The sequence below is a fragment of the Candidatus Pelagibacter sp. Uisw_134_02 genome (assembly GCF_047720265.1).
Lineage (GTDB): Bacteria > Pseudomonadota > Alphaproteobacteria > Pelagibacterales > Pelagibacteraceae > Pelagibacter.
In genome coordinates this window covers 280,728-304,989 of the sequence record NZ_CP159813.1, presented here as the reverse complement: position 1 = coordinate 304,989, position 24,262 = coordinate 280,728, and the positions used below count along the sequence as shown (strand labels likewise).

26 protein-coding genes are annotated in these 24,262 nt (G+C 31.9%); 16 read left to right on the top strand and 10 right to left on the bottom strand.

All coding sequences use genetic code 11. The annotated features are described in order from the left end of the window. Positions 1 to 2: 2 nt before the first annotated feature. From ABXT56_RS01575 to ABXT56_RS01555, 5 genes are all read right to left on the bottom strand, one after another. Entirely contained in the window at positions 3 to 1,034 is a 1,032-nt protein-coding gene (locus ABXT56_RS01575) for a quaternary amine ABC transporter ATP-binding protein (protein ID WP_415300645.1), read from the bottom strand. Positions 1,035 to 1,099: 65 nt separating this feature from the next. Then, entirely contained in the window at positions 1,100 to 1,678 is a 579-nt protein-coding gene (locus tag ABXT56_RS01570; protein ID WP_415300643.1) for a hypothetical protein, read from the bottom strand. Next, positions 1,651 to 2,028, bottom strand: coding sequence for a hypothetical protein (locus ABXT56_RS01565; protein ID WP_415300641.1), 378 nt, complete (start codon positions 2,026 to 2,028; stop codon positions 1,651 to 1,653). The genes ABXT56_RS01570 and ABXT56_RS01565 overlap by 28 nt, the downstream gene beginning before the upstream one ends. 32 nt (positions 2,029 to 2,060) lie before the next feature. Next, positions 2,061 to 2,522, bottom strand: a complete 462-nt coding sequence (locus ABXT56_RS01560) for a hypothetical protein (RefSeq protein WP_415300640.1) — start codon at positions 2,520 to 2,522, stop codon at positions 2,061 to 2,063. Between the two features lie 94 nt (positions 2,523 to 2,616). Further along, positions 2,617 to 3,561 carry an ABC transporter substrate-binding protein gene (locus ABXT56_RS01555; protein ID WP_415300639.1) on the bottom strand — a complete coding sequence of 315 codons (945 nt, stop codon included), beginning with the start codon at positions 3,559 to 3,561 and terminating at the stop codon, positions 2,617 to 2,619. A gap of 116 nt (positions 3,562 to 3,677) precedes the next feature. Between ABXT56_RS01555 and ABXT56_RS01550 the strand changes: the two genes are divergently transcribed. The 16 genes from ABXT56_RS01550 (at position 3,678) to ABXT56_RS01475 (ending at position 20,847) form a co-directional block, all read left to right on the top strand. Further along, entirely contained in the window at positions 3,678 to 6,005 is a 2,328-nt protein-coding gene (locus ABXT56_RS01550; RefSeq protein ID WP_415300637.1) for a DUF1989 domain-containing protein, read from the top strand. Positions 6,006 to 6,009: 4 nt separating this feature from the next. Then, a complete protein-coding gene (locus ABXT56_RS01545) occupies positions 6,010 to 6,360 on the top strand; it encodes a hypothetical protein (RefSeq protein ID WP_415300635.1) in 351 nt (116 codons plus the stop codon). A 102-nt stretch (positions 6,361 to 6,462) separates the two neighbouring features. Beyond that, positions 6,463 to 7,791: an NAD(P)/FAD-dependent oxidoreductase gene (locus tag ABXT56_RS01540; RefSeq protein ID WP_415300633.1), complete on the top strand. Its 1,329-nt coding sequence runs from the start codon at positions 6,463 to 6,465 to the stop codon at positions 7,789 to 7,791. A 72-nt stretch (positions 7,792 to 7,863) separates the two neighbouring features. Next, positions 7,864 to 9,333: a glutamine synthetase family protein gene (locus tag ABXT56_RS01535; RefSeq protein ID WP_415300631.1), complete on the top strand. Its 1,470-nt coding sequence runs from the start codon at positions 7,864 to 7,866 to the stop codon at positions 9,331 to 9,333. A gap of 25 nt (positions 9,334 to 9,358) precedes the next feature. Further along, complete coding sequence (locus ABXT56_RS01530) at positions 9,359 to 10,303, top strand: class II glutamine amidotransferase (RefSeq protein WP_415300629.1); 945 nt, start codon at positions 9,359 to 9,361, stop codon at positions 10,301 to 10,303. Beyond that, on the top strand, positions 10,291 to 11,145 hold the full coding sequence (locus tag ABXT56_RS01525) for a GXGXG motif-containing protein (RefSeq protein ID WP_415300627.1): 855 nt from the start codon (positions 10,291 to 10,293) through the stop codon (positions 11,143 to 11,145). Before ABXT56_RS01530 ends, ABXT56_RS01525 begins: the two co-directional genes overlap by 13 nt. Beyond that, positions 11,145 to 12,569: an FMN-binding glutamate synthase family protein gene (locus tag ABXT56_RS01520; protein ID WP_271504388.1), complete on the top strand. Its 1,425-nt coding sequence runs from the start codon at positions 11,145 to 11,147 to the stop codon at positions 12,567 to 12,569. The genes ABXT56_RS01525 and ABXT56_RS01520 overlap by 1 nt, the downstream gene beginning before the upstream one ends. 9 nt (positions 12,570 to 12,578) lie before the next feature. After that, positions 12,579 to 12,980, top strand: coding sequence for a hypothetical protein (locus tag ABXT56_RS01515; protein ID WP_415285952.1), 402 nt, complete (start codon positions 12,579 to 12,581; stop codon positions 12,978 to 12,980). A 127-nt stretch (positions 12,981 to 13,107) separates the two neighbouring features. Beyond that, complete coding sequence (locus tag ABXT56_RS01510) at positions 13,108 to 14,508, top strand: ammonium transporter (protein ID WP_415300625.1); 1,401 nt, start codon at positions 13,108 to 13,110, stop codon at positions 14,506 to 14,508. A gap of 12 nt (positions 14,509 to 14,520) precedes the next feature. Further along, on the top strand, positions 14,521 to 14,745 hold the full coding sequence (locus tag ABXT56_RS01505) for a hypothetical protein (RefSeq protein WP_415300623.1): 225 nt from the start codon (positions 14,521 to 14,523) through the stop codon (positions 14,743 to 14,745). Between the two features lie 232 nt (positions 14,746 to 14,977). Then, positions 14,978 to 15,862 carry a class II glutamine amidotransferase gene (locus ABXT56_RS01500; protein ID WP_415300621.1) on the top strand — a complete coding sequence of 295 codons (885 nt, stop codon included), beginning with the start codon at positions 14,978 to 14,980 and terminating at the stop codon, positions 15,860 to 15,862. After that, positions 15,859 to 16,545, top strand: a complete 687-nt coding sequence (locus tag ABXT56_RS01495) for a protein glxC (RefSeq protein WP_415300620.1) — start codon at positions 15,859 to 15,861, stop codon at positions 16,543 to 16,545. The genes ABXT56_RS01500 and ABXT56_RS01495 overlap by 4 nt, the downstream gene beginning before the upstream one ends. 2 nt (positions 16,546 to 16,547) lie before the next feature. Continuing rightward, entirely contained in the window at positions 16,548 to 17,876 is a 1,329-nt protein-coding gene (locus ABXT56_RS01490) for an FMN-binding glutamate synthase family protein (protein ID WP_415300618.1), read from the top strand. A gap of 43 nt (positions 17,877 to 17,919) precedes the next feature. Beyond that, positions 17,920 to 19,245, top strand: coding sequence for a type III glutamate--ammonia ligase (gene glnT, locus ABXT56_RS01485; protein WP_415300616.1), 1,326 nt, complete (start codon positions 17,920 to 17,922; stop codon positions 19,243 to 19,245). A gap of 3 nt (positions 19,246 to 19,248) precedes the next feature. Further along, positions 19,249 to 20,376 carry a diaminopropionate ammonia-lyase gene (locus ABXT56_RS01480; protein WP_415300614.1) on the top strand — a complete coding sequence of 376 codons (1,128 nt, stop codon included), beginning with the start codon at positions 19,249 to 19,251 and terminating at the stop codon, positions 20,374 to 20,376. A gap of 9 nt (positions 20,377 to 20,385) precedes the next feature. After that, positions 20,386 to 20,847: a hypothetical protein gene (locus ABXT56_RS01475; protein ID WP_415300612.1), complete on the top strand. Its 462-nt coding sequence runs from the start codon at positions 20,386 to 20,388 to the stop codon at positions 20,845 to 20,847. On the opposite strand, the gene zapE is transcribed toward ABXT56_RS01475, so the two are convergent. The 5 genes from zapE to ABXT56_RS01450 are packed head-to-tail and all read right to left on the bottom strand — an operon-like array spanning position 20,838 to position 24,260. Next, positions 20,838 to 21,896, bottom strand: a complete 1,059-nt coding sequence (gene zapE / locus ABXT56_RS01470) for a cell division protein ZapE (RefSeq protein WP_415300610.1) — start codon at positions 21,894 to 21,896, stop codon at positions 20,838 to 20,840. The genes ABXT56_RS01475 and zapE overlap by 10 nt on opposite strands. Next, complete coding sequence (locus ABXT56_RS01465) at positions 21,893 to 22,321, bottom strand: hypothetical protein (RefSeq protein WP_415300608.1); 429 nt, start codon at positions 22,319 to 22,321, stop codon at positions 21,893 to 21,895. Before ABXT56_RS01465 ends, zapE begins: the two co-directional genes overlap by 4 nt. Position 22,322: 1 nt before the next feature. After that, positions 22,323 to 23,624: a PQQ-binding-like beta-propeller repeat protein gene (locus ABXT56_RS01460; protein ID WP_415300606.1), complete on the bottom strand. Its 1,302-nt coding sequence runs from the start codon at positions 23,622 to 23,624 to the stop codon at positions 22,323 to 22,325. Further along, a complete protein-coding gene (locus ABXT56_RS01455) occupies positions 23,617 to 24,069 on the bottom strand; it encodes a hypothetical protein (protein ID WP_415300604.1) in 453 nt (150 codons plus the stop codon). Before ABXT56_RS01455 ends, ABXT56_RS01460 begins: the two co-directional genes overlap by 8 nt. Before the next feature lie 23 nt (positions 24,070 to 24,092). Further along, the gene (locus tag ABXT56_RS01450) at positions 24,093 to 24,260 is read right to left on the bottom strand and encodes a hypothetical protein (RefSeq protein ID WP_415300603.1); all 168 of its coding nucleotides are present in this window, start codon (positions 24,258 to 24,260) and stop codon (positions 24,093 to 24,095) included. Positions 24,261 to 24,262 lie beyond the last annotated feature (2 nt).

Here is a 24,262-nt window from a genome sequence, read left to right as displayed (position 1 = left end):
ACTTAATTATTATTTTTTCTTCCCCCAAAAACAGTATTGATTATTTTTGCAGGATCAATAGAGCCAACAATTTGGTTATTTCTATCTATTACAGCAACTGATTTATCTTGATTTAAAATTTTTTCAGCAACATTTTCTATTATTTCATCTTTTAAAACTTTTAAATCACTAAGATTATTAGAAATGGATATATCCATCACATCTTCTATTAATAAAACTTTTTCTCTTGGAACTTCTTCAGTAAATTTTTTTACATATTCAGTTGCTGGGTTCAGTACAATATTGGCTGGTGTATCTAATTGTTCAATTATTCCATCCTTCATAATCGCAATTCGATCTGCAAGTTTTAAAGCTTCATCAAAATCATGAGTAATAAACATAATTGTTTTTTGTAATTTTTCCTGAAGTCTTAAAAACTCATCTTGCATTTCTTTTCTAATTAATGGATCTAATGCTGAAAAAGGTTCATCCAAAAACCAAATATCTGGCTCTACTGCTAATGATCTTGCAATACCTACTCTTTGTTGTTGACCACCTGAAAGCTCTCTTGGAAAATAATTTTCTCGCCCATCAAGTCCAACTAGTTTAACCATGTCCATAGCTTTGCTAATACTGTCTTTAGTTTTTATTCCTTTAACTTGAAGTGGAAAGGCAATATTTTCTACAACTGTTTTATGAGGCAGTAGAGCAAAACTTTGAAAAACCATTCCCATTTTGTTTCTTCTAAGATCTATTAATTCTTTGTTATTTAATTGAAGTAAGTCTTGACCTTCTATAAAAATTTTTCCACCAGTCGCATCTGTTAATCTAGAAATACATCTTAACAATGTTGATTTACCAGAACCTGATAAGCCCATTACTACTAACATTTCACCTTTTGAAACTTCAAATGAAGCATTGTTAACTCCTACTATGCACCCATTCTCTTGAAATGTTTTAGCATCAACATTGCCATTAGAATCTTCAAGCATTTTTTTAGCATTTTCTCCAAAAATTTTGTAAACAGATTCACATTTGATAACAGGATCAGACATAATTTATATTAGGTTATATGAAATTAAGTTAAATTAAAATCTATATAATTTGCTACCTTTCTCTCTTAAAAGTTTTTAATAAAATACACTCTTGTATCAATTCCTGTGCTCAAAAAACTTAAAGCTTCACCACTAACAGTAATTGTCTCATCTACACCAACATTTTTTCCACTAACAATAAAACCTGTAAAACATTTATTTTTTTCTTTGTCCCATTTAACAAAGGTTTCACTAATTTTATTACCATTCATTGTATAAATTTCATGTGCTCTATAATTTAAAAAATTAGCACCCATAATTGCACGCTGTGGTATGAGCTTTGTTGCATTACAAACAGCTTCATACAATTCAACAGTTAATTTAAAATGATCAGTTCCATCAAAAGATACTAAAATTCCAGATGGCAAACTTGAGATTAATTTATTTAACTTTCTCTCTTGAACTATTCTGTCTTCCTCTATTTTCATTTTAGCAACTAGCTCATCGCCTTCTCCAAAAATATTATTTAGTATAAAAAAAGATAAGAATATAACGATCATTAGTGTAACTAAACCAGCAAGCTGTTTAACTGTTTCTGGCAACTCTTTTATTTTATCTAAATATTTTTCAGCAAATATCATTCCTGTAACTTTCCATTTGTCCAAATTCCTGATTTTTGTTTTCCATCAGCCCAGGTAAAAGTTCCTTCCCCATTCATAAACCCATTAGTCCACTCTCCTTCATAAGTAGAGCCATCAGGGAAAGTTAATGTTCCTATGCCATTCCATAGACTATTTAGAAATTGACCTTTATAAATATATCCATTTGGCCAAGTTTCAGTTCCTTGTCCATGCTTTTTTGTTCCAACCCATTCACCTTCATAAGTTGTTTTATCTGTATAAACCCATTTGCCATAACCATTTTCACAATTGCCCTCTTTACATCCTGTGCTTCTAGCTAAAGCAGAAGATGTGATCAACAAACCTAAGATTATGCTAATAAGATATTTTTTCATTTTAACATTCTACAAAAAATCATATAAAAAAATTATACTTTTTTTTCCTTTTTACTACACGAATAAAAAAAAATATCTTTTTCAGAATTATCACTTTTGATATTTCTAGTAATTTCATGAATTAATTCACCAGATTTTCTATCTATGATAGCTGACTCTGAATACTTTTTTTCTTGATTAATTGCTTTAAACAAAACTATGTCTTTATTTACAACTTTAACATTTAATCTTTTTGAATTTGAAAGAAATATTGATAATCCTTCTATTAAAAGAGTTTCAGGCTTTCTTGACTTTATTTTTAATTTATCCAAACCTTTTTCATCTAAATCTTTAGCTAAAAAAGTTTGATAATTATGTTCTGAATTTTTAATTATTTTTTTATCTAAATTACATACAAAACTTAAATTAATATTTTCTTGTATATTTATATCTTGAGCTAATGATAAATTAAAAAAAAGTAAACTAAGAAATGAATATAAAAAATATCTTAACATAAAATTAATTTTTTTTGTAACCATATAGAAATTAACATAAAAAAAATCTCCCCCAACCATGTTGGGAGAGATTCAAAATTTATTGGTTTTTGCCTTACTTAGTAAAAGCTTTCCAAACTTTTTTGTTTTTCTTTAACCAAGCTTTGGCTGCATCCTCGTGTGTCATTTTATCAATGTCAACTAAAGACGCCATTGCACCAATTTGACTTGTAGAAAATGACATTTTTTTAAATGCCGCAGCAGCTGCTGGGTGAGTTTTAGGAAAATCACCGTTAACAGCTTTTTTTAAGTAACCATCTGGTGAACCACATTTTCCATCACCACCATCTTCTGGTCTACAACCAGCTGTATATGGAGGAAAGTCAATAAATGTAAAACCAGCACCATCTGTAAAGTTTGGTGTCCAGTTAAAAATAATAGTTCCTCTTCCTTCTTTTTCAGCAGATACTAATTCTGCCCAAAGTGCGTCTGCACTTCCAGCAAATTTAACTGTCCAAAGATCTCCTAGACCTAGAGCATCAACCCTTTGAGGTATCAGATCTCCATGCCAAGTTTGAGGTCCTTCCAACATTCTTCCTTTTCCACCTGAATCAGGAGTTGTAAAGTTTTTTGCACAAGCTGGATTTTTTAAAGCAGTCCAGTCTGGTAGACCTGGGCATAATCCTTTTTCAGCAACCCAGTTTGGATATCCCATATCCTCTAAAGTTCTTGCTTCATGATCACCCCAATCAAGTAAACCACCTTTATCTAGTGCAGTGGTAAATGATTTACCAAAAGCTGATTCCCAAACTTCGTGAGAAATTGATACATCCCCAATTCTTATTGCTTCATAAACTGCTTGCGAGTTTGTGTTTACATATTTAACGTTGTTACCCATGTTTTCGAAAATTCCGCCAATAACGTAAGCCATTACAATTTGACTAGACCAGTTATGAGTTGGAATTACGATAGGCTTTTTACTATCTGCTGCATTAGAAATTCCAGCAAAACTAACTACTGAAATTACTAGGGCAGATATCAATGATATTACTTTTTTCATTATTTTTTCTCCCTCAATATTAAGTTTAAGATGGTATGTTCTCACTTATTAAATTTATAGTCAATCCCCTATGATTATATTATGCTAAGGTTAAATTATTTAAATTTATACTGGCAATGCTACATACTAGTAATGATATAAGAAATCCGGGTTTAAGAACTTTACCACCAGGGGTTGAAAGATATTTTGTAAAAGGAGGTGGTCTTTCAATAATAGAAATTTCACCAGAAGATAAAATAGAAATAATTAACGATGAAGGAAGACAAGTTTGTGAAATAATTGTTTTCAATTCAAAAGGCAAATCTGATCTATCTATTTTAAATTTAAAAGAAAATTCTAATGCAGATTTTTCAAAAAAAACTATTTCAAATGATAATAAAATTTCAAAAATTTTAAAGAAAAAAAACTTAGATTTAGATAAAGCTAAAGCATCAATTATTTTTAATGATGATTGTTTTATGGGTGAAAAAATAATACTAACATCAAAAGATAAATGTATGGTTATGATTGCGGCACCTGGTGATGCAATGAATGTTCATGAGCAAAATCCACCAACAGATTTTACAATTTTTTTAAAAAAAGCTAAATTTACAGAAACGGATGAGCAATTTATCTTGCCAGACCCACTGAGCGATCCAATTATAGAGCAACTTATTAAAAGAAGAACTGCAGAAACTTATAATGTTAAAACTGGTGAATATATTCAAATAATTGACCCTGGCGGAAGACAATGTTCTGATTTTTTAGCTTTCGATACACATAAATTAAATGATGGAATTGAAAGTATTATAGATGATAAAGCAACTAGAACCTTTATGGGCAGTGCTTATCCCGGGCCTGGTTTATTTTCAAAATTTTATGATGGCAATCATGAAGCAATGGTTGAGGTTGTAAGAGATACTGTTGGAAGACATGATACATTCAATCTTGCTTGTACCTCAAAATATTATGAGGATATGGGTTATATGGGTCATATTAATTGCACAGATAACTTTAACAAAGGCTTAGAGAAATATGACATAAATTCCCGCAAAAGTTGGTCGGCTATAAATCTTTTTTTCAATACAGGGATTGATTCAAATAATGTTGCAACTTTTGATGAACCCTGGTCAAGGCCAGGGGATTATGTTTTGTTTAGAGCTTTAAAAGATCTAACTTGTATTTCTTCGGCTTGTCCATGTGATGTGGATGCTGCAAATGGCTGGAATCCTACCGATATATTTGTTAGGACTTATCCAAAAGAAAACAAATATTCAAAAGCTATAGCATTTAGAATGAAAACAGACTCCGAACCAAAACTAACTAAAGAAACTGGTTTTCATAAAAAAACATCTGAACTAACTAGAAACTTTATTGAGTACAAAGGTTTTTGGCTGGCAAATAATTTTACTAATTCTGGAACAATAAAAGAATACACGGCTTGTAGAGAAAGCGCGATAGCGACCGACCTTTCACCTCTTAGAAAATTTGAAATCTTAGGTCCTGATGCAGAAAACTTAATGCAATACACTTTAACTAGAAATGTTAAGAAATTATCAGTAGGCCAAGTTGTTTACTCTGCTATGTGTTATGAAAATGGATGCATGCTGGATGATGGAACTTTATTTAAAATGGGGCAAGATAATTTCAGATGGATCGGTGGAGATGAATACAGTGGTGAATGGTTAAAAGAACAAGCTAAAAAGAAAAATTATAAAGTTTGGATAAAGTCTGCAACAGATCATATTCACAATATTGCTGTTCAAGGTCCTAACAGTAGAAAAATTTTAGAAAAGTTTGTTTGGACAGCTCCTATTCAGCCTTCAATTACTGAACTGGAATGGTTTAAATTTAATATTGCAAGAATAGATCATGAAACAGGTACTCCAATTATGATTTCAAGAACAGGTTACACTGGTGAACTTGGCTATGAAATATGGTGTCATCCAAAAGATGCTTCAGAAGTTTGGGATAAAGTTTGGGAAGCAGGAAAAGAATTTGATATTACTCCATTAGGTTTGGAAGCTCTAGATATGGTTCGTATTGAGGCTGGACTAATTTTTTATGGTTATGAATTTGATGATCAAACTGATCCCTTTGAAGCAGGAATTGGTTTTACTGTTCCTTTAAAAACTAAAGAAGATGATTTCATAGGTAAAGAAGAGTTAACAAAAAGAAAGGCGAGCCCACAAAAAAAATTAGTTGGTCTAGAATTAGTGGGTCATGAGCCAGCAATAAATGGAGATTGTGTTCATATGGGCCGTGGTCAAGTAGGTGTAATAACAAGCGGAATGTTATCACCCAAACTTGGAAAAAATATTGCACTTTGTAAAATTGATGTAAAGTATGCTGAGATAGGAACGGAAGTTGAGATTGGTAAACTTGATGGTCATCAAAAAAGAATTGTTGCAAAAGTTGTTCCTTTCCCTTTCTATGACCCAACAAAATCTAGAGTAAAAGTATAATAAGATGCCTGATAACAACAAAGATCTTTTAAATTTTTGGGAAGACCAGATGAAACAGTCTCATACTTCAAGTAACTATTTTTTTAGAAAATCTCCTTCACATTATCATATGATGCTACTTGTAATGTCGGCTTACAAACATAATGAAAAACTGTCTGTTGAAGGACTAAAGACAAAATTATTTAAAACCTCAAGACCAAAATCAGCTTTGATAATTAATGAAGCTTGTGAAAAAGGATTCTTTCGTTTAGAAAAAACTTCAACTGATCAGCGAATAAAAAATATTATGCCGAGTGAGACATTTATTAATGAGTTTAAACAATATTTAGCCACTTTGAAAAAGTTAAGCTATTAGCTCCTTATTTAACAATCTTTTTTAGTTAGTATTTTTTATATATAAAATTTAGTTATAAAAATAATTATATTAATTACTTTTTAAGAAAAATATTGTTTGGATATGTCAACACTACCAACTAAAGCAAAAGTAGTTATTATCGGTGGCGGAATTCATGGGCTAAGCACAGCTTGGAAACTTTCAGAAACTTATAAAAATTCAGGTGACATTGTAATTTTAGAAAAAAAAGACACTGCAGCAGGTGCAAGTGGAATTGCTTGTGGTGTTATAAGAAATAATTATTTTCAACCAGCTATGAGAGAATTAATGGCTCATTCAGTTTCTGTATGGGAAAGTGATCCTAAAGCTTGGAAGTATAATGCTGTTGGATATTTGCAAATTTCTCCAGAAGTTATGCACGAAGATGTTGCTACAATTTATGATCAGCAAAAAGCTATTGGATATGAGTCAGAATTTATAGAGGGTGAAGCAGACTGCACTAAATATATGAAGGGAATGTTTGATGATTGGCAGGCACAAGGAATAACTTCTGTGTTACATGAAAAAAAAGGTGGTTACGCATTCAATAAAGCTTCCATAAAAGCTTTAGAAGAAAAATCTACTACAAACGGTGTTGAGGTTATCAAAGGTGTAACGGTTACAGGATTCAAAAGAGGAAGTAATAGTAAGGCAGTTACAGGTGTTGAAACAGACAAGGGAATTATTGAATGTGAACAAGTAATTGTTGGTGCTGGTCCTTGGGTTAGAGATTTTTGGAATATGTTAGAACTTCCAAAGTTTGCAAATATTAAAGGGCAAGATGGAAAATTTCATAAAGAAGATATGTGGAAATATTGGATGCTACAAGAAGGTGTTATTGGTGTTGATAAAGATTATTTAAGAATGAATGATGGTGGTCAGCCTCCTGTAATGCATGTTGACTCTACTGCCCCGCTATATTCTGACACAACTAAAAAACTAATTACAGATGAACTTTGGGGAATTTATTATAAGCCAGATATTGAAGGTCTTGGTGTTCAAGGTGGAACATCTCCTTACATAGTTGATAAACATTTTGATAAAATAAATATTGATCCTTACGGACTTGAGTCTCCTGAATTTCAAACAACGGAATCATTTAACGATATGTGGTGTTCAGCTTTAGCTCATTGTCATAAAAGATTTGAAGGCAAATCTGGTTTATATAGAAAAGGACCGTCAGGTGGTCTTGGATGTATGACACCAGACAATTTTCCGATCTTTGATAGATTTTTAGAAAATGTTTACATGATAGCAGATGCAAACCATGGATACAAAATGATTGGTGTTGGTGAGCTTGTTGCACAAGAAATTCTGGGAACAGAGAGTGAATTATTAAAACCGTTTAGATTCAACCGTTACGAGAAGGGTGAACTTCATCCAACTTCTAATAGTCCATTCCCTTGGAGTTAAACTTCAAGCCTAGACACAAATAATTTTTTCAGTTACGGTTCCTTAAATAAAAATTCATTAGAGGGAGAGATAATGACAGATTTAGACAGACACGTTAGACAACCTGGCAGAGACAAGTTGGTAAAACAAGTTAGAGCTAAAATCAACGAACTAGGTGTTGAATATATATTTTTTCAATTTATTTCAGTAACTGGAAGAGTTGTAGGTAAAGGTATTCCTACTGATCATTGGGAGAGAACTTGTGAAAAAGGGTTTCAATTAGTTTACGGTGCTACAGCAAACTTGTTTACAGATCGTCATGGTAATTATATTGGATATGGGCCAGAAGCTAAGGAGTTAGTTGGTATTCCTGATCCTGAAACTTTTTGTCAACTTCCTTGGGATAAAAAAGTTGCAAGAGTATTTGTTACATGTTTTAGAAATAGAGAAGAAAGAGAAAACCCAGGCGCTCATTTAACCTCAGATTGTCGTGGTAATTTAAGAATACACGCCCAAGAATTTAAAAAGAAACATGGTTACCAATTAAGAGTAGGAACAGAGCCAGAAATGATGTGGTTAACTAAGAATGAAGATGGTTCACCTACAGGTAAAGGTTTTTCTAAGCCTTATTGTTATCATATTGACCAATTTGAATCGTTAAGACCAGTTTTCATGCAAGTCTTTAAATATGCTAGAGCAATGGGTTTTGACATGATTCAAGGTGATCATGAAGATGCACCAGGACAATTAGAATTAAATTGGATGTATGATGATGTTTTAAGAAATGCTGACAGACTATCAACTTATAGACAAATTTGCGCACAGGTTGCTAGAGAATTTAATTTAATAGCTTGCTTTATGACAAAACCTTTTATGGGTGTGTCTGCAAGTGGTTGTCATACAAATATGTCTTTGTGGACAGGTGGAAAAGATAAGATTAATAAATTATCACATAAATCTTTACCGGCTATGGATGAAGTATTTACTTATGTAGAAGGTGGAACAAATACTTTTATGCCAGATACTAAAGATATTCAGCTACCAGGTAAAGTTGGATTAAAAGCTATTGGTGGAGTGATGAAACATTTGGGAGCTCTAACTGCAATTGGTTCTTCTACAGTAAATTCATACAGAAGATTATGGGATACTGGTTTTTGGGCACCCGTTTATGCTGACTGGGGATTTCAAAACAGAACTTGTGGTTTAAGAGTTTCTGCACCAGGAAGATTTGAATATCGTTCAGTAGATTCAATGCACAATCCATACTTAATGGGTTCAGGACTATTAAAATGTTTTGATGATGGAATAACAAATAACATTGATCCTGGAAAGCCAGAGTCTAGAAGTATGTATGATGCACAGGCAGCTGGTAAAGAGGTTAAAAAATTACCTTTGAGTCTTGGTGAAGCACTAAATCGTTTAGCAGAAGATGAGGTTATCAAATCAGCAATGCCAGATGAAATGTATAAAGTATTTCATTGGTACAAAAATGATGAATGGGAAAAATTTTTAGGTGCAACAACTCAGTGGGATCTAGATACTTATCTGGATTGTCTACCATAATCTTTAATAGAAACAGGGGAAATATATGTGTGGAATAGCAGGATTAATACATAGAGGAAAATCGTCTAATGTAGGAAGTGAACTACAGGGAATGCTTCAAGCTTTAAAACATAGAGGAGAAGATTCTACAGGTTACGCTTTGTATGGAGATACAGATGGTAAAAACTTTATCATGCGTTTTAAGGTTGGTGAAAATGTTGGTGAGGGAAGTTCATCAATAATGGAAGATGTTTCAGTTTATGATCAAAGAAAAAAAATTGTTGATCAATACTTATCTGAGTTAGGTGCTAAAATAGTAAAAGAAGAAAGAGTGCTACCCTACTCTTTAAGGTACGAACTTGCATATGATGTAAATGATTTATTAGAGTTTTCACAAAAAATTGAAAGCATTCCAGGAGTTGAGATTCTGTCTATGGGAAAATCATTAGAGGTAATTAAAGATTTAGGAAATGCTCAAATGGTTTGTGATAGATATAATTTAGACAAACTTGTTGGAACTCATGCAATTGGTCATGCGAGAATGGCTACAGAATCTGGTGTGGATATTAAATCTGCTCATCCGTTTTGGGGTTACCCTTTTAGCGACGTATCTGTAGTTCATAATGGTCAATTAACTAACTATTGGAATAATAGAAGAATGCTTGAGAATAAAGGCATGAGATTTATGTCTGAATGTGATTCAGAGTTAATTGCTGTATACATTGCTCAGAAAATGAGAGAAGGCGCATCACTTGAAGAGGGTATGAGGGCATCTTTAACAGGTCTTGATGGAGTATTTACATATTTTGTTGCAACTAAAGACTCTTTAGGAATGGCAAAAGATACTATGGCTGCAAAACCTTTGGTTCTTTATGAGTCAGATGATTTAGTGGCAATGGGTTCAGAAGAAATAGCAATCAGATCAGTTCTACCACAAGAGATAGACACATATGATCCATTTGATGGAGAGGTAAAAGTATGGCAAATTTAAAGACTACAGAAAAAAAAACAAAGTCCCAATCAATGGGTATGCACACAGAGGTACTAACAGGTAGAACTCAACAAAAGTTTTTTAATCCTGACGAGGGTGAAAATCTTTATTACTTTGGAACTTATGATGTAGATTTTAATAAAAGAACAGAACTAGATGTTAAAGAAATGACAGCTCCGGAAGCTAATAAAGAAATTGACAACTTAATGAGCCAAGGTTTTGGAACGATTGTTATTAAAAACCCTCAAGGTAAACATAGTTTAGGTGTTGGTATTTTAAATAAATTAAACTTAATTTTTGAAGGAAGTTTGGGTTATTTTGGTATGGGTTCTTGTGACGGACCTACAGTTAGAATTAATGGTAGAGTTGGCTGGTCTTGTGCTGAAAACTTAATGGCAGGAAAAGTTGTTATAGAGAAAAATGCAGGATCTTGCTTTGGTGCTGCTATAAGAGGTGGTGATTTAATTTGCAAAGGAAGTGTTGGTGCAAGAACCGGAATTGACATGAAGGGTGGAACTATCATTGTTGGCGGTGATGCTGGGGCATTCACTGGTTTTATGATGCAAAGAGGGAGAATTATTATTCTTGGTGATGTTGGAATAAATTTAGGTGACTCTATGTATGATGGAACAATATTCATTGGTGGGAAGATAGGATCATTTGGAAGTGATGCTGTACCAGCTGATTTATCAGCTAGTGATCAAGATTGGTTAAAAAGAAAATTAAAAGTTGCAGAGATAGGTGAAAAATTTGACGTCAGTAAAATGACAAAAATAGTCGCAGGGAAAAAACTTTGGAACTATGATAATCTAGAACCTCATGAAAAGAAAGGAGCTATCTAATGGCTAAAAAGAAAGTTAAAAAAAATAGTAAAAAATTAAAAAAAACTAATGGAAGTGTTGGCGGAAAAGCTGATGTTCATGCACACGAAGATGGTAAAAGAAACAAAAGTCTATTAGGTCACAACGCTATTTTTACTCCTGAAGTTATAGACGACATTCATATTAAAGCTCAACTTGGAAGATACAGAATGCGTGGAATGGCATTAATGAAAAAAATTCCTACATTTGATGATTTAGTTTTTTTACCAGGAACTCTTACAAGATTTGTAATTGAGGGTTATAGAGAAAAATGTGAAACAAAGACTATAATCGGACCAAATTGTGAAAACCCAATTGAACTAGATATACCAGTTTATATTACAGGTATGAGTTTTGGTGCACTTTCTTATGAAGCGAAAACTGCTTTAGCAAGAGGAGCAACAATGGCTGGAAGCGCGACATGTTCTGGTGAAGGTGGAATGATTCCAGATGAGAGAAGATATTCTGAAAAATGGTATTACCAATGTATCCAATCAAGATATGGTTTTAATCCTCATCACGCTCAATTGGCTGATGCAATTGAAGTATTTATTGGTCAAGGGCAAAAAGTTGGAATGGGTGGACATTTAATGGGTCAAAAAGTTACTGATCAAGTTGCAGAAATGAGATCTCTACCCTCTGGTATTGATCAAAGATCTCCAGCAAGACACCCTGACTGGTTAGGTCCAGATGATCTAGCTTTAAAAGTTGAAGAATTAAGACAACTTACAAAAAACAAAGTACCCATTCAATTAAAACTAGGTGCATCAAAAGTTTATGATGATGTTCGTATGGCTGCAAAATGTAATCCTGACTCAATCTTTTTAGATGGCATGGAAGGTTCAACAGGAGCTGGTCCTCACATAGCTGCTGCAAATACTGGTATCCCAGGAATTGCTGCAATCAGAGAAGCTAGAAGAGCTATTGATGATGTTGGTAAAACTGGACAAGTAACTTTAATTTATGCAGGCGGTGTTAGAGATGGTGCAGATATGGCGAAGGCTTTAGCTTTAGGTGCTGATGCAATAGCAATTGGGACTGGCGCTTTAATGGCTTTAAACTGTAATAAAGATATACCAGAAGCAAATTTTGAAAAAGAAATGGGTGTAAAAGCTGGTGAATGTTATCACTGTCATACTGGTCGTTGTCCAGTTGGTGTTGCAACACAAGATCCTAAATTAAGAGCTAGATTAAATCCCGATGATGCTGCATTAAGAGTTTATAATTACCTTCATGCAATGACATTAGAGGCTCAATTATTAGCAAGAGCTTGTGGTAAGACAAACATTCACTCTTTAGAGCCTGAAGATTTAGCTGCTCTAACAATGGAGTCATCTGCTTTAGCTAAAGTTCCACTAACAGGAACTAACTATACTGTTGGTGTAGATAACTTTCACAAAATATAAGGAGTATTTATGGTTAAGAAAAAAACAAAAACAAAAGTTAAAAAAGAAAATCTAGGTGGAAAATCTAAAGAGACTGCTAGAGAAAAAATGATTGGGCAGCATATCGGTTATAGATATGACGTTAACTTATTGCCTGATTATAAGAAAATGACTCCATTCTTAAAAAAATATGTAGAAGCTATGGGTTGGGATGATCTTAACTGGTTAGAAGATATTCATATGGGTTATGAAGAAGATAGACCTGCTGTATTTTGTAGAAACGCAAATGGTTGGGTTACAATTCCAAAATCAATCAAACTACCAGACAACCAACAAGATAGAGATATGATTGCAAGAGAGCTTTTGGTTAAGTTTCAAATGTCTAAAAAGCACCCTCTTGTTGATTTGAAAAAAGCTTACCTTAAATTCTAAGTTATCAATCAGAAGTTGATAATATTTTTGAATCTGCTGTCATTGCTTATTTATTTAAGTAAAGTAACATTTGTCACACCTCCTAAAATTTCATAAGCTTTCTTAAACTAATAAGGAGAGAGATATTATGACTGATCAATTAGGTGCTCTTACAGTCATATTTACAGAGTTTTATTACTGGGTAACAGTAGTACTGATGTTTTTAATTCACGTCGGGTTCTGTATGTATGAAGTTGGAGCCTCACGTTATAAACATCACCAACATACTTTAATGAAAAATACCATGGTCATACCACTAGTTACGGTAACGTGGTTTTTCTTTGGTTGGTGGATTTACTGGGCATTTCCAACAGGACCGGGAATAGCTCCATCAATAATGAATGAGAGCGCAGCACTAATTACTGACGAAAGCACTTTTAGTGCAAAATGGTATTTAGCTAACTCTGAATTTATGGCGGTCAATTTAGGTGACCACATAAGTGGAGTTTTTTGGGCTGCTTTCTTACTATTTTCATGGACAGCTGCTTCAATTGTTTCTGGAGCAATCATTGAAAGAATTACAACTTTTGCATTTGGTATTTTAGCAATTGCAATAGGATCTGTATTTTGGACAATTGATGCTGCTTGGGGATGGCACTTTGATGGATGGATGCTCAAAATTTTAGGCTATCATGATGCTTATGCATCAGGAGTAATTCATGCAATTGCGGGTGGATTTGCTTTAGGTGTTCTAATCGTTTTAGGACCTAGAATTGGAAAATTCTCATCAAGTGGTGAACCAAGAAATATAGGACCAAGAAACCCATGGCTAGTTACAGTTGGATTATTTTTAATCTATACTGGTTTCTGGGGATTTTATGCGGCATGTAATATACCGATATTTGATCTTGGACCCGAGTATGGAATGGAAGGTGTAACGTACTGGACAGCAACAAACATATATGTAACCCCAACCACACTGAGTGGAATAACCTATAACTTCCTGATGTCATTATCAGGTGGATTATTGGCTGGATACGTGGTCGCTAAAGGTGATCCATTCTGGACTTACTCAAGTGGACTAGCTGGAATCATCTGTGCATCTGCAGGTAATGATTTGTATCACCCGATACAAGCAATGCTTATTGGTGCGATCGGTGTTGTTATAGCATACAAAATGCATTACTGGGTTGAACGTAAGTTCAAAATTGATGATGCAGTTGGTGCAGTAGCAGTACATGGTTATGCAGGATTTGTTGGTCTTGTAATTTGTGGATTTGTTTTAAATGGCTATCCTTCATCTGGATACAGTGTTGGAGCTATGTGGGACGGATCAACTTATGCATCAATCAATCCATTGGGTCAATTCCTTGGAGCAATTATAATGTTCGGTGTTCTTGGGATGCTACCAGGCTATATCATAGCTAAAGTGCTAAACGGAATGGGTAAATTAAGAATCCCTCGTGAAGTTGAAATAGCTGGACTGGACTATGAAATGATGGAGGACGATAGAGATGCTGAAAAAGCGGTCGCCTCTTCAACTAGGTAAAGGAGAAAAAATATGGCTACAGTAACAAACTGGATAGATCATTTAAGTGCTAAGGAAGTTGTTGGGGCAGTTTACCCAGGAGCAGGATCTAGTGAAACTTTACTAGTTATTCTAGGTGTAGTTTTCTGGATTGGCTGGCATGTCCTTACTAACAAATCTGAGAGTGAAAAGCTCGAAAGATTGGCTAGAAAAAGACATGGTGCTAATGATCATAAGAGCAATATTACCGACTGGTAATATCAACTAAAAATTTGGGCGCTACTTAATTGTGGCGCCCTTTTTTTTTCAAAAATTATACAATCATGGATAGAAATAATAACGAAGATCACAGACCGAGTAAAATGAGAGGTGTCGTTTTTCCAAAAGCAAAGTATGGAGTGATAGCGGCTATTATCATCATTGTAGTAGGAAATGTTTTATATTATAAAGAATTTCTACTGTCTTTAATAAAATAAACTTAATAAAATTTATGTGTGGAATTCTTGGTATCTACTTAAAAAATAAAAAATTTGAAAAAAATTTAGGAAAGATGCTATCTGGTATGCTTAATAATATGGAGTCCCGTGGACCAGACAGTGCTGGCTTTGCTATTTACAAAGATGAAAGTAAAAAAATATACAAATTTTCTTTATGTATTAATAATTTAAACTTTACTAGCTTCAAGAAAGAGATATCTAAAAAACTTAAAAAAGCTAAACTTACTCAAATCTCAGATCATGTAATTCTAAAAACTCTTGAACAGCCAAAGAAGGTGATTGAAATACTTAATTCTAATTTTCCTAAAGTATCTGTAGTTGGGTACGGCCGATCAATAGAAATATTTAAACAAGTTGGCAATCCTAAAGATGTAGTTAAAAAATTTAAATTAGATAGTTTTAGTGGTACTCATGGAATAGGTCATACAAGAATGGCAACCGAAAGTGCAATAACTACTGATGGATCTCACCCCTACTCTACTGGTGAAGATGAATGCTTGGTTCATAATGGATCGCTATCAAATCATAATAATTTAAGAAGAGAACTCACTAAAAAAGGTAGTGTCTTTAACTCTGAAAATGATACCGAAGTTGCAGCAGGATATGTTTCTAACAGTTTATCAAATAATAAATCATTAAAAGATACACTCACTTCTGGTCTTAAAGATTTAGATGGTTTTTATACTTTTATTACAGGAACTAGAAAAGGTTTTGCAGTTGTTAGAGATGAAATAGCATGTAAACCTGCAGTAATAGCAGAGACAAAAAACTATGTTGCAATTGCATCAGAATTTCAAGCAATGGCTCATTTACCAGATGTAAATAATGCAAAAATTTTTGAACCAGAGCCTGGTATTGTTTATTCTTGGGGGAATTGATGAAATTAGATTTAAAAAAAATAAAATTAAGAGAAATTAATAATACTTTACAAAATTTAGATAATAAAAAAAATGATAGAGACTTTGTAATTATAAATCCTGAAGGAAGTCATGCATTATGTGCTGGATTAAACCAGGAAATGAAAGTTTTAATCGAAGGCCATGTTGGTTATTATTGTGCGGGTATGAATCAAAAAGCACATGTAACAATAAATGGAAATGTTGGAACAGGTGTTGCTGAAAATATGATGTCTGGAAAAGTGCATGTTAAAGGTAATGCTTCACAATCTGCTGGGGCAACTGCTCATGGTGGTTTACTTGTAATTGATGGAGATGCTAGCTCAAGGTGTGGTATTTCAATGAAAGGAATTGATATCGTGGTTAAAGGTTCTGTTGGTCATATGTCTGCATTTATGGCTCAATCTGGAACAATGTTAGTTTGTGGTGATGCTGGTGAAGCTTTGGGTGATAGTCTTTATGAAACAGATATTTTTGTTAAAGGATCAGTAAAATCTTTGGGTGCAGATTGCATAGAAAAAAAAATGGAAAAGAAGCATTTAAATAAAATTTCAGCTCTTTTAAAAAAAAGTGAAATAAAAAATATTAAACCAGATAATTTTAAGAGATATGGTTCAGCACGAAAACTATATAACTTTAACATCGATAATGTATCAAGCTATTAATAATGTCAGATAATAAAAAAACTCATCCTCGTATATCATGGACTTTTGATGAATATACAAATTCAGAGATAAGACGAGCAGCAGCAACTGGAATTTACGATATTAGAGGTGGAGGATCTAAAAGAAAACTTCCTCACTTTGATGATTTACTTTTTCTTGGTGCCTCAATGTCCAGATATCCTTTGGAAGGATATAGAGAAAGTTGTAATACAAAAGTAACTTTAGGAACACGTTATGCAAAAAAACCTTTAGAATTAGATATTCCTATTACAATTGCTGGAATGAGTTTTGGTGCATTATCAGGTAGAGCTAAAGAAGCCTTGGGGCGTGGAGCGAGTATGGCTGGTACATCTACAACTACTGGTGATGGTGGAATGACACCGGAAGAGAGAGGACAGTCTAAAAATTTAATCTATCAACTTTTACCTTCAAGATATGGAATGAATCCTGATGACCTTAGAAAAGCAGATGCTATTGAAATTGTTATAGGTCAAGGTGCAAAACCAGGTGGTGGAGGAATGTTATTAGGTCAAAAAATTAGTGATCGTGTTGCAGAAATGAGAACATTACCAAAGGGTATAGATCAAAGGTCTGCATGTAGACATCCTGATTGGACAGGTCCTGATGATTTAAAAATTAAAATTTTAGAAATAAGAGAAATTACTGGTTGGAAGGTTCCAATATTCATTAAAGTTGCTGGAGCAAGACCATATTATGATACTGCTCTTGCCGTTAAAGCTGGGGCAGATGTTGTTGTTTTAGACGGAATGCAGGGTGGAACAGCTGCTACTCAAGAAGTATTTATAGAAAATGTTGGTCAACCTACTTTAGCATGTATTAGACCTGCCGTAGACGCACTTCAAGATTTAGACCAACATAGAAAAGTTCAATTAATTATATCTGGTGGAATTAGAAATGGTGCTGATGTTGCAAAAGCAATGGCGCTTGGAGCAGATGCAGTTTCAATTGGTTCTGCAGCAATGATTGCATTGGGAGATAATGATCCTAGATGGGAAAAAGACTACAATAAACTTGGAACTACAGCAGGTGCTTATGATGATTGGCATGAAGGAAACGATCCAGCGGGTATAACAACTCAAAAGCCTGAACTAATGAGACGTTTTGATCCTATTGCCGGTGGACGACGTTTATCAAACTATTTAAAAGTGATGACACTTGAAGCTCAAACAATAGCTAGAGCTTCTGGTAAAAATGATTTACATAATTTAGAACCTGAGGATTTATGTGCACTTACAGTCGAATCTGCTGCTATGGCTAGAGTTCCGCTAGCAGGAACTAGCTGGATACCAGGACTAAAAGATAAAAAATAGTATTGTGAAGATTAATTAACAGTTGTAAATTAAATGATAAAACATGCCTAAAAATTTGTCTAAAATTGCCAAAGCTAAAAAAATAAAATATTTTTTGATTAGTTTTGTTGATTTTTTTGGTGTATTGAGATCAAAATTAGTGCCAGCTCAAGCGATTGATGACATGCAAAAAAACGGAGCAGGTTTTGCTGGTTTTGCAACATGGTTAGATATGTCTCCTGCAGATGGAGATATGTTTGCCCTGCCAGATCCTGAAAGTTTAATTCAATTACCTTGGAATAAAGAAATTGGCTGGTTAGCTTCTGATTTATATATGTATGGTAAGCCTGTTAAGGCTTCACCTAGAGTAATGCTTAAAGAGCAAATTAATAAATTAAATAAAAAAAACTTAGTCATGAAGTCTGGTGTAGAGTGTGAATATTTTTTGATATCAGAAGATGGCAGTAGTATTGCTGATACCAGAGATACTCAATCAAAACCTTGCTATGATCAATCTGCTTTAATGAGAAGGTATGATTTGATTAAAGAAATTTGTGATAGCATGATTACCATGGGTTGGAACCCATACCAAAATGACCATGAGGACGCTAACGGCCAGTTTGAAATGAATTGGGATTATACAGATTGTTTAACTACAGCTGATAGACATGTATTTTTTAAATACATGGTCAAATCATTAGCTGAAAAACATGGTTTAAGAGCAACGTTTATGCCAAAACCTTTTAGTAATCTAACGGGTAATGGCTGTCATGCTCATATTTCTTTATGGAATGGAAAAATTAATAAATTTTTAGATAATGGAAATAAACTAGGTTTAAGCAGATTAGCATATAATTTTCTGGGTGGAATTATGGAGCTTACTCAGCCTTTAACTGCTTTTTTTAATCCAACAATAAATAGTTATAGAAGAATAAATGCACCACCAACAAAATCAGGTGCTACATGGTCGCCTAGTAGCATTTCTTATACAGGAAATAATAGAACTCACATGATAAGAGTTCCAGACAAAGGTAGGTTTGAATTAAGATTAATGGATGGTGCAGCAAACCCTTATTTACTACAAGCTGGAATAGTTGCCGCTGGTTTACACGGAATAAACAATAAAATAAATCCAGGTAATCCTTTATCTTGTAATATGTATACCGATCATCAAAATTACCCTAATCTTAAAAAATTACCTGATACAATTGAAGATGCTTTAAAACAACTAGAAAGTAGCAAAGAAATTAGTGAGGCATTTGGTCATGATACTATTAATAGTTACTTAAAGTTGAAGAGATCTGAAATTGAAAACTTTAATCAAAACGAAAGATTTGACAAAAAAAGTTCAGTTACTCACTGGGAAAAAAATAGCACTCTTGATTGTTGATAAATGAAATCAATTCTTCAGAAAGATCTTTGGTCTATTACATCTTTTTTAGAAAATCAAAATTTTTTATTTGATAAAATAAAAATTTTAAACTCGCTAACAATAAATGATATTGATGAAGCTTACACAAGTATTTCAAAATGGAAAAGTTATTCTCCAACACCACTAATCGAATTAAATAAACTCTCAAAAGGACTGGATCTAAATAAAATTTTTTATAAAGATGAAAGTAAAAGATTTGAACTTAAATCTTTTAAAGCTCTTGGTGGAGCCTATGCTGTAGAAAAAGTTACAAAAGGTAACAAGAATATTGTTGTTGCAACAGCTACAGCTGGAAATCATGGCAGGTCTGTTGCATGGGGTGCAAGAAGACTTGGTTTAAAATGTAAAATTTTTATCAGTGAGTATGTTAGTGATGCTAGAGGACAGGCTATGTCAGACCTTGGTGCTGATGTTATTAAGGTTAAAGGTAACTATGAAAAATCTTTAGTTGAATGTATTAAACAATCTACAGAAAATAATTGGCAAATTGTTCAAGATGTTGCCTGGAATGATTATGTGTTAGTGCCAAAGTATACAATGGCTGGTTATACAGTAATGATGAAGGAAATTATTGATCAGATAAAAAATGATAAAATTACTCATATAATACTACAGGCTGGTGTAGGTGGTATGGCTGGTGCCATGATTGCTGGCATAGCAAGATATTTAGGAAATATACCTGAAACTATAATTGTTGAACCTGACAGTGCTGCATGTGTAATGGAAAGTATCAAAACAGGAAAAATCGAAAAAATTGATATTAAAAGAGAAAGTTTAATGGGTGGAATGTCTTGTGGTGAGGTATCTTTAGTTCCTTGGGAAATTCTAAAAAATTCTGTTAAATATTGTATTAGTTTGCCAGATAGTGACATTGCCAAAACTATGAAATTTCTTGGAAATTCTATATTTAGTGAAGAACAAATAATTGCAGGAGAAAACTCAGCACCAGGAGTAATTAGCTTAATAGCTTCTTGTGTAAATAGTAAAATTAAAGAAAAGCTAAAATTAAGTTCAAAATCTAATATTTTGATAATCGGTTGTGAGGGCGATACGGATAAGGAAATGTATCAAAAACTCATAAACCAATAAAAAATACAAATGAAAAAAATTTTAAAAAATGAAGAAGATAGTTTAGATTTTTATAAAATTTTTAAACCTGAATTAACTCCAAAAAAAATGATGGAACTAGGGGTTTTTGGAGGTGCCTACTTTGGATTAAACCTTAAAGAATATCCTCAATCATGGTTTAAAAATGCGAGGATAAGCAAAACTTTTGATGTAAATTTAAACAAATTTAAAGTTGTCTCGGGACTATCTAGAGAGCATTGGATAGAAAAAGGTTGGATTTTTAAGGAAGATCCCTTGGGTTGGTTCCAGTGGTACTGTAGATTTTGTAATGGAAGAAGAATTCTTCATATGGATAAAATTCAAATTAAAAGATGGAAAAATTTTAGGAGACACGTCATAGCAATTGAAAAAAATTGTGAAAAAGGTGATTTAGGATGTAGAAGAAGGCAGAGACAAGCTATATTACAGTGGGCTTACGACCCTTACAGGTAATCATAATTTATAGATGTTAATTCATATAAACGACTAGTTGTTCTTTTAAATGGATCAATCAAACTTTTTGATGACGCAATTTTGTTTAAATTAATTTCTGATCTAATTGTTAAAGGTATTTTTTTTTCATATAAAATATCAATTAAAGTAATAAATCTTTGTTGTTGATTTAAATTATCTTCATCAAAAATAGGCAAATTATCAATAAAGATGAAATTACAATTATTTGCAATCTTAATATAATCTTCAGAACCAATATTTCTATTACAAAGTTCCTCAAAATCAAATTTTATAACTCCATCATGGAAGTTTTCTAAAATAATTTTACGTCCTTTTATTTCGATTACTTTTGAATTTTTTATCTTATTTTTTGTTATTTTTCTAAACAATTTATTAAAAATAAAACTTGTTGACTCATTTGTGGGTGAGAGAAACCTTTCTAAATTTATATTTTTGGTAGCTCGATAATCTTCTTTGATTAGTAAATCTTTTTCACAACAAAATTTTTTTAAAATCATAATAAAAGGTTTGAATTGATCTTTTTGGAGTCCATCTTTATATAGGTTATTAATATTTATATTTGAAGAAAAAATTACTCTAATATTCTCTTCAAATATTTTTGAAAATAATTTTCCTAAAATCATTGCATCAACTATATTTGTGACTTGAAATTCATCAAAATAGATTATCTCTGTTTTAATTTTTAAATCTTTTACAAAAGTGTCAATTATATTTTCTTTATTATCATTTTTGTTTTGAAAAACAAAATCATGAAAATTAATCATAAATTCATTAAAATGGAGTCTTAATTTTTTTTGTTTTAATCGATTAAAAAAAAAATTTAAAATCATTGTCTTGCCAACACCTACATCTCCAACTAAATAAAAGCCAATTTTTTTTGATTTTCTCTTGAATAAATTGTTAAAAAAAGACTGCTTGAAATTTTGTATATGATAATCTTGGAGAAGATTAATAATTTCAACTTGACTTTGATTTATCTCAAACTTTTTATCTGTGCAGTATTTTAAAAATAATTTTTTTAAATTCATTTTTTTTTTTTAAAATCTATTCCATATTCAGATCTCGCTCCTTTTCTTAACCCAAATGGACCTGGTATAAAAATTGTCATTGGCTTTGTGCCTGGTTCAAGATCAACTCTATGAAGATTATTTGCTGATCTAAAACCAATATATCCTGGTGATCTCCAAAACTTACCTTTTTTTGTTGTTTCCCAATAACCTCCTCTTAATATAATTGTTATATAAGGGCATAGATGTGTATGTACCCCTTCACCATGATCATCTGCTAACATTTCATGTATCAAAATGTTAAATGGAAACCATTTGGGTCTGTGTCTTAGCAAAATATAATACCTATTCATCCAAGGTTTTGCCTCATTAAATTTTGGATGAGAAGGACCTCTGTCTAAAACTACTTTTTTTCTTCCTAATGTATCCAAAAACCTTAGGAACATATTAATTTAATTTTATAATAGAATTATCAGTAATTACGTATAAATTTTTGTTAAAAACAGAAGCTCTTGATATTTTCTTCTTGTCTATTTTTAATTTAATTTGAGTTTGACCACTATTAATATCTATCACGAGAAGTCGTCCATTATTAGTTGATAAATAAATATTTTTACTTCCAATAATAAATCCAGTTGGCTTTATTTTAGATCTGTTTTTAGCTTTAAAATTTTTAAACACATCATTTACTCTTATAATATTGCCATTATTTTTTTCTAAAACAATTAGATATCCTTCTAGAGATACAGTGAATATAAATTCATTAATTATTATTGGTCTTAAATTGGAGTTTATTTCTTGTTTCCAATTTAAATTTCCAGTCTGCATATCTAATGAAAAGAATTGATTTTGGTTATTAGAAAAAAATAAAGTATCATCTTTAGCAACAATATCAGAAGTTTTTAAATAAAAACCCGTATCATAAGCAAGGCTGCTTTGAGTTGGTGTTTGCCACAATAATTTACCAGAATCAATATCAATAGCACTTATATCTCCTAGTGAATTATTAAAATAAATTACTTTATTTGAAATTACCATGGATAATCTTTTCTGAGATCTTATAAGAGAACTTTTAGTTTTATTATTCCATATTTCTTTACCATCTTTTACAGAATAAGCTCTCAATGTATTTTCAAAATCTACTACATAAAATTTATCTTTATAAATTTTTACCTGTGAGTTAAATGGTGCTTCATTTTTTTTCTTCCACAATAATTTACCTGTGTTTATGTTAACAGCATATAATTTTGCAATATTATCTGCAATGATTAGAATGTTTTCGTTATGACCAAAAAATAAAACTGGGTTTTGTTTTTTTTCTGATTTCGAGTAATAATTTTTTTTCCATATTAAGTCTGAATTGTTGTCAAAATTTAAAATGGATCCCTCATTATCAAAGAATATAATATTACTTTGGTTAAATGTAATTTCAGGTTCATATTGGTAAATATCTTTTATTTTTTTAAATTTATATTTTGAAATACTCTTAAGATTACCATTATAATTAATTCTACCGTCATTGTTGTGATGGTTATTTAAAAAGCTATTATTTACCATCCTTGAATTTAGTTTTATTTTTAAGTCTGGATTAAACTCAAGTGATAAAGCTGCATCTTTTTTAAAAAGTTCTGTGATATTTTTTTGTTTTTCTTCAACTATCTTTTCTTTACTCCAAAATTTTGAATTTTTATGAAAAGAACAGCCTGTAATAAATAAAAAAATTAATAATATTTTTAATATATTATTCACTAATGTCTCTATTTATTCTTTTTTGTGAGGCTTGTTTAATATCACTATTTAAATTAGTTAACATTAATACTTGATTAAAAAATTCTTTTGCTTTTTGATATTCACCTTTTGCATAAAAAAATTCTGCAACTAAATATAAAGCATGCGATTTCCATATGCTCTTAGAGTTTATTATAGGATTAAGGATTTTAATCAATTCATTCTCTGATACAAAATTTGAGTTAAAAAGACCTTTTTTATATATATTTAAGTTTTTAATTTCTTCATCTAAATTCGTTTTTATTATTAGTTCATCAAACAAAAAATTGATTTCTTCTTTATTTTTAATTAAATTATTATCTAATAAAAAATATAGAGCTAATGGTGAATATGTCGTGTCATTCTCTTTAACTATATCAATTAATTCTTCTGTTGATTTTTTTTCACTATGATTTTTATAATTCATTACAGCTAAATTAAATTTGTTGGCTAAGTTGATTCTTTTTTTTCTTTAATGACATCAAAAGAAAGGTAGCCTATTAACAATATTATTATTAGCAAAATACTAATAAGTAAATTTTTTTTATTATTTATAAAAAAATTCTTTATTCTCTCATTTCTTGTGTTTGAATCTATAATTGTAATTTCTTCATCCATCT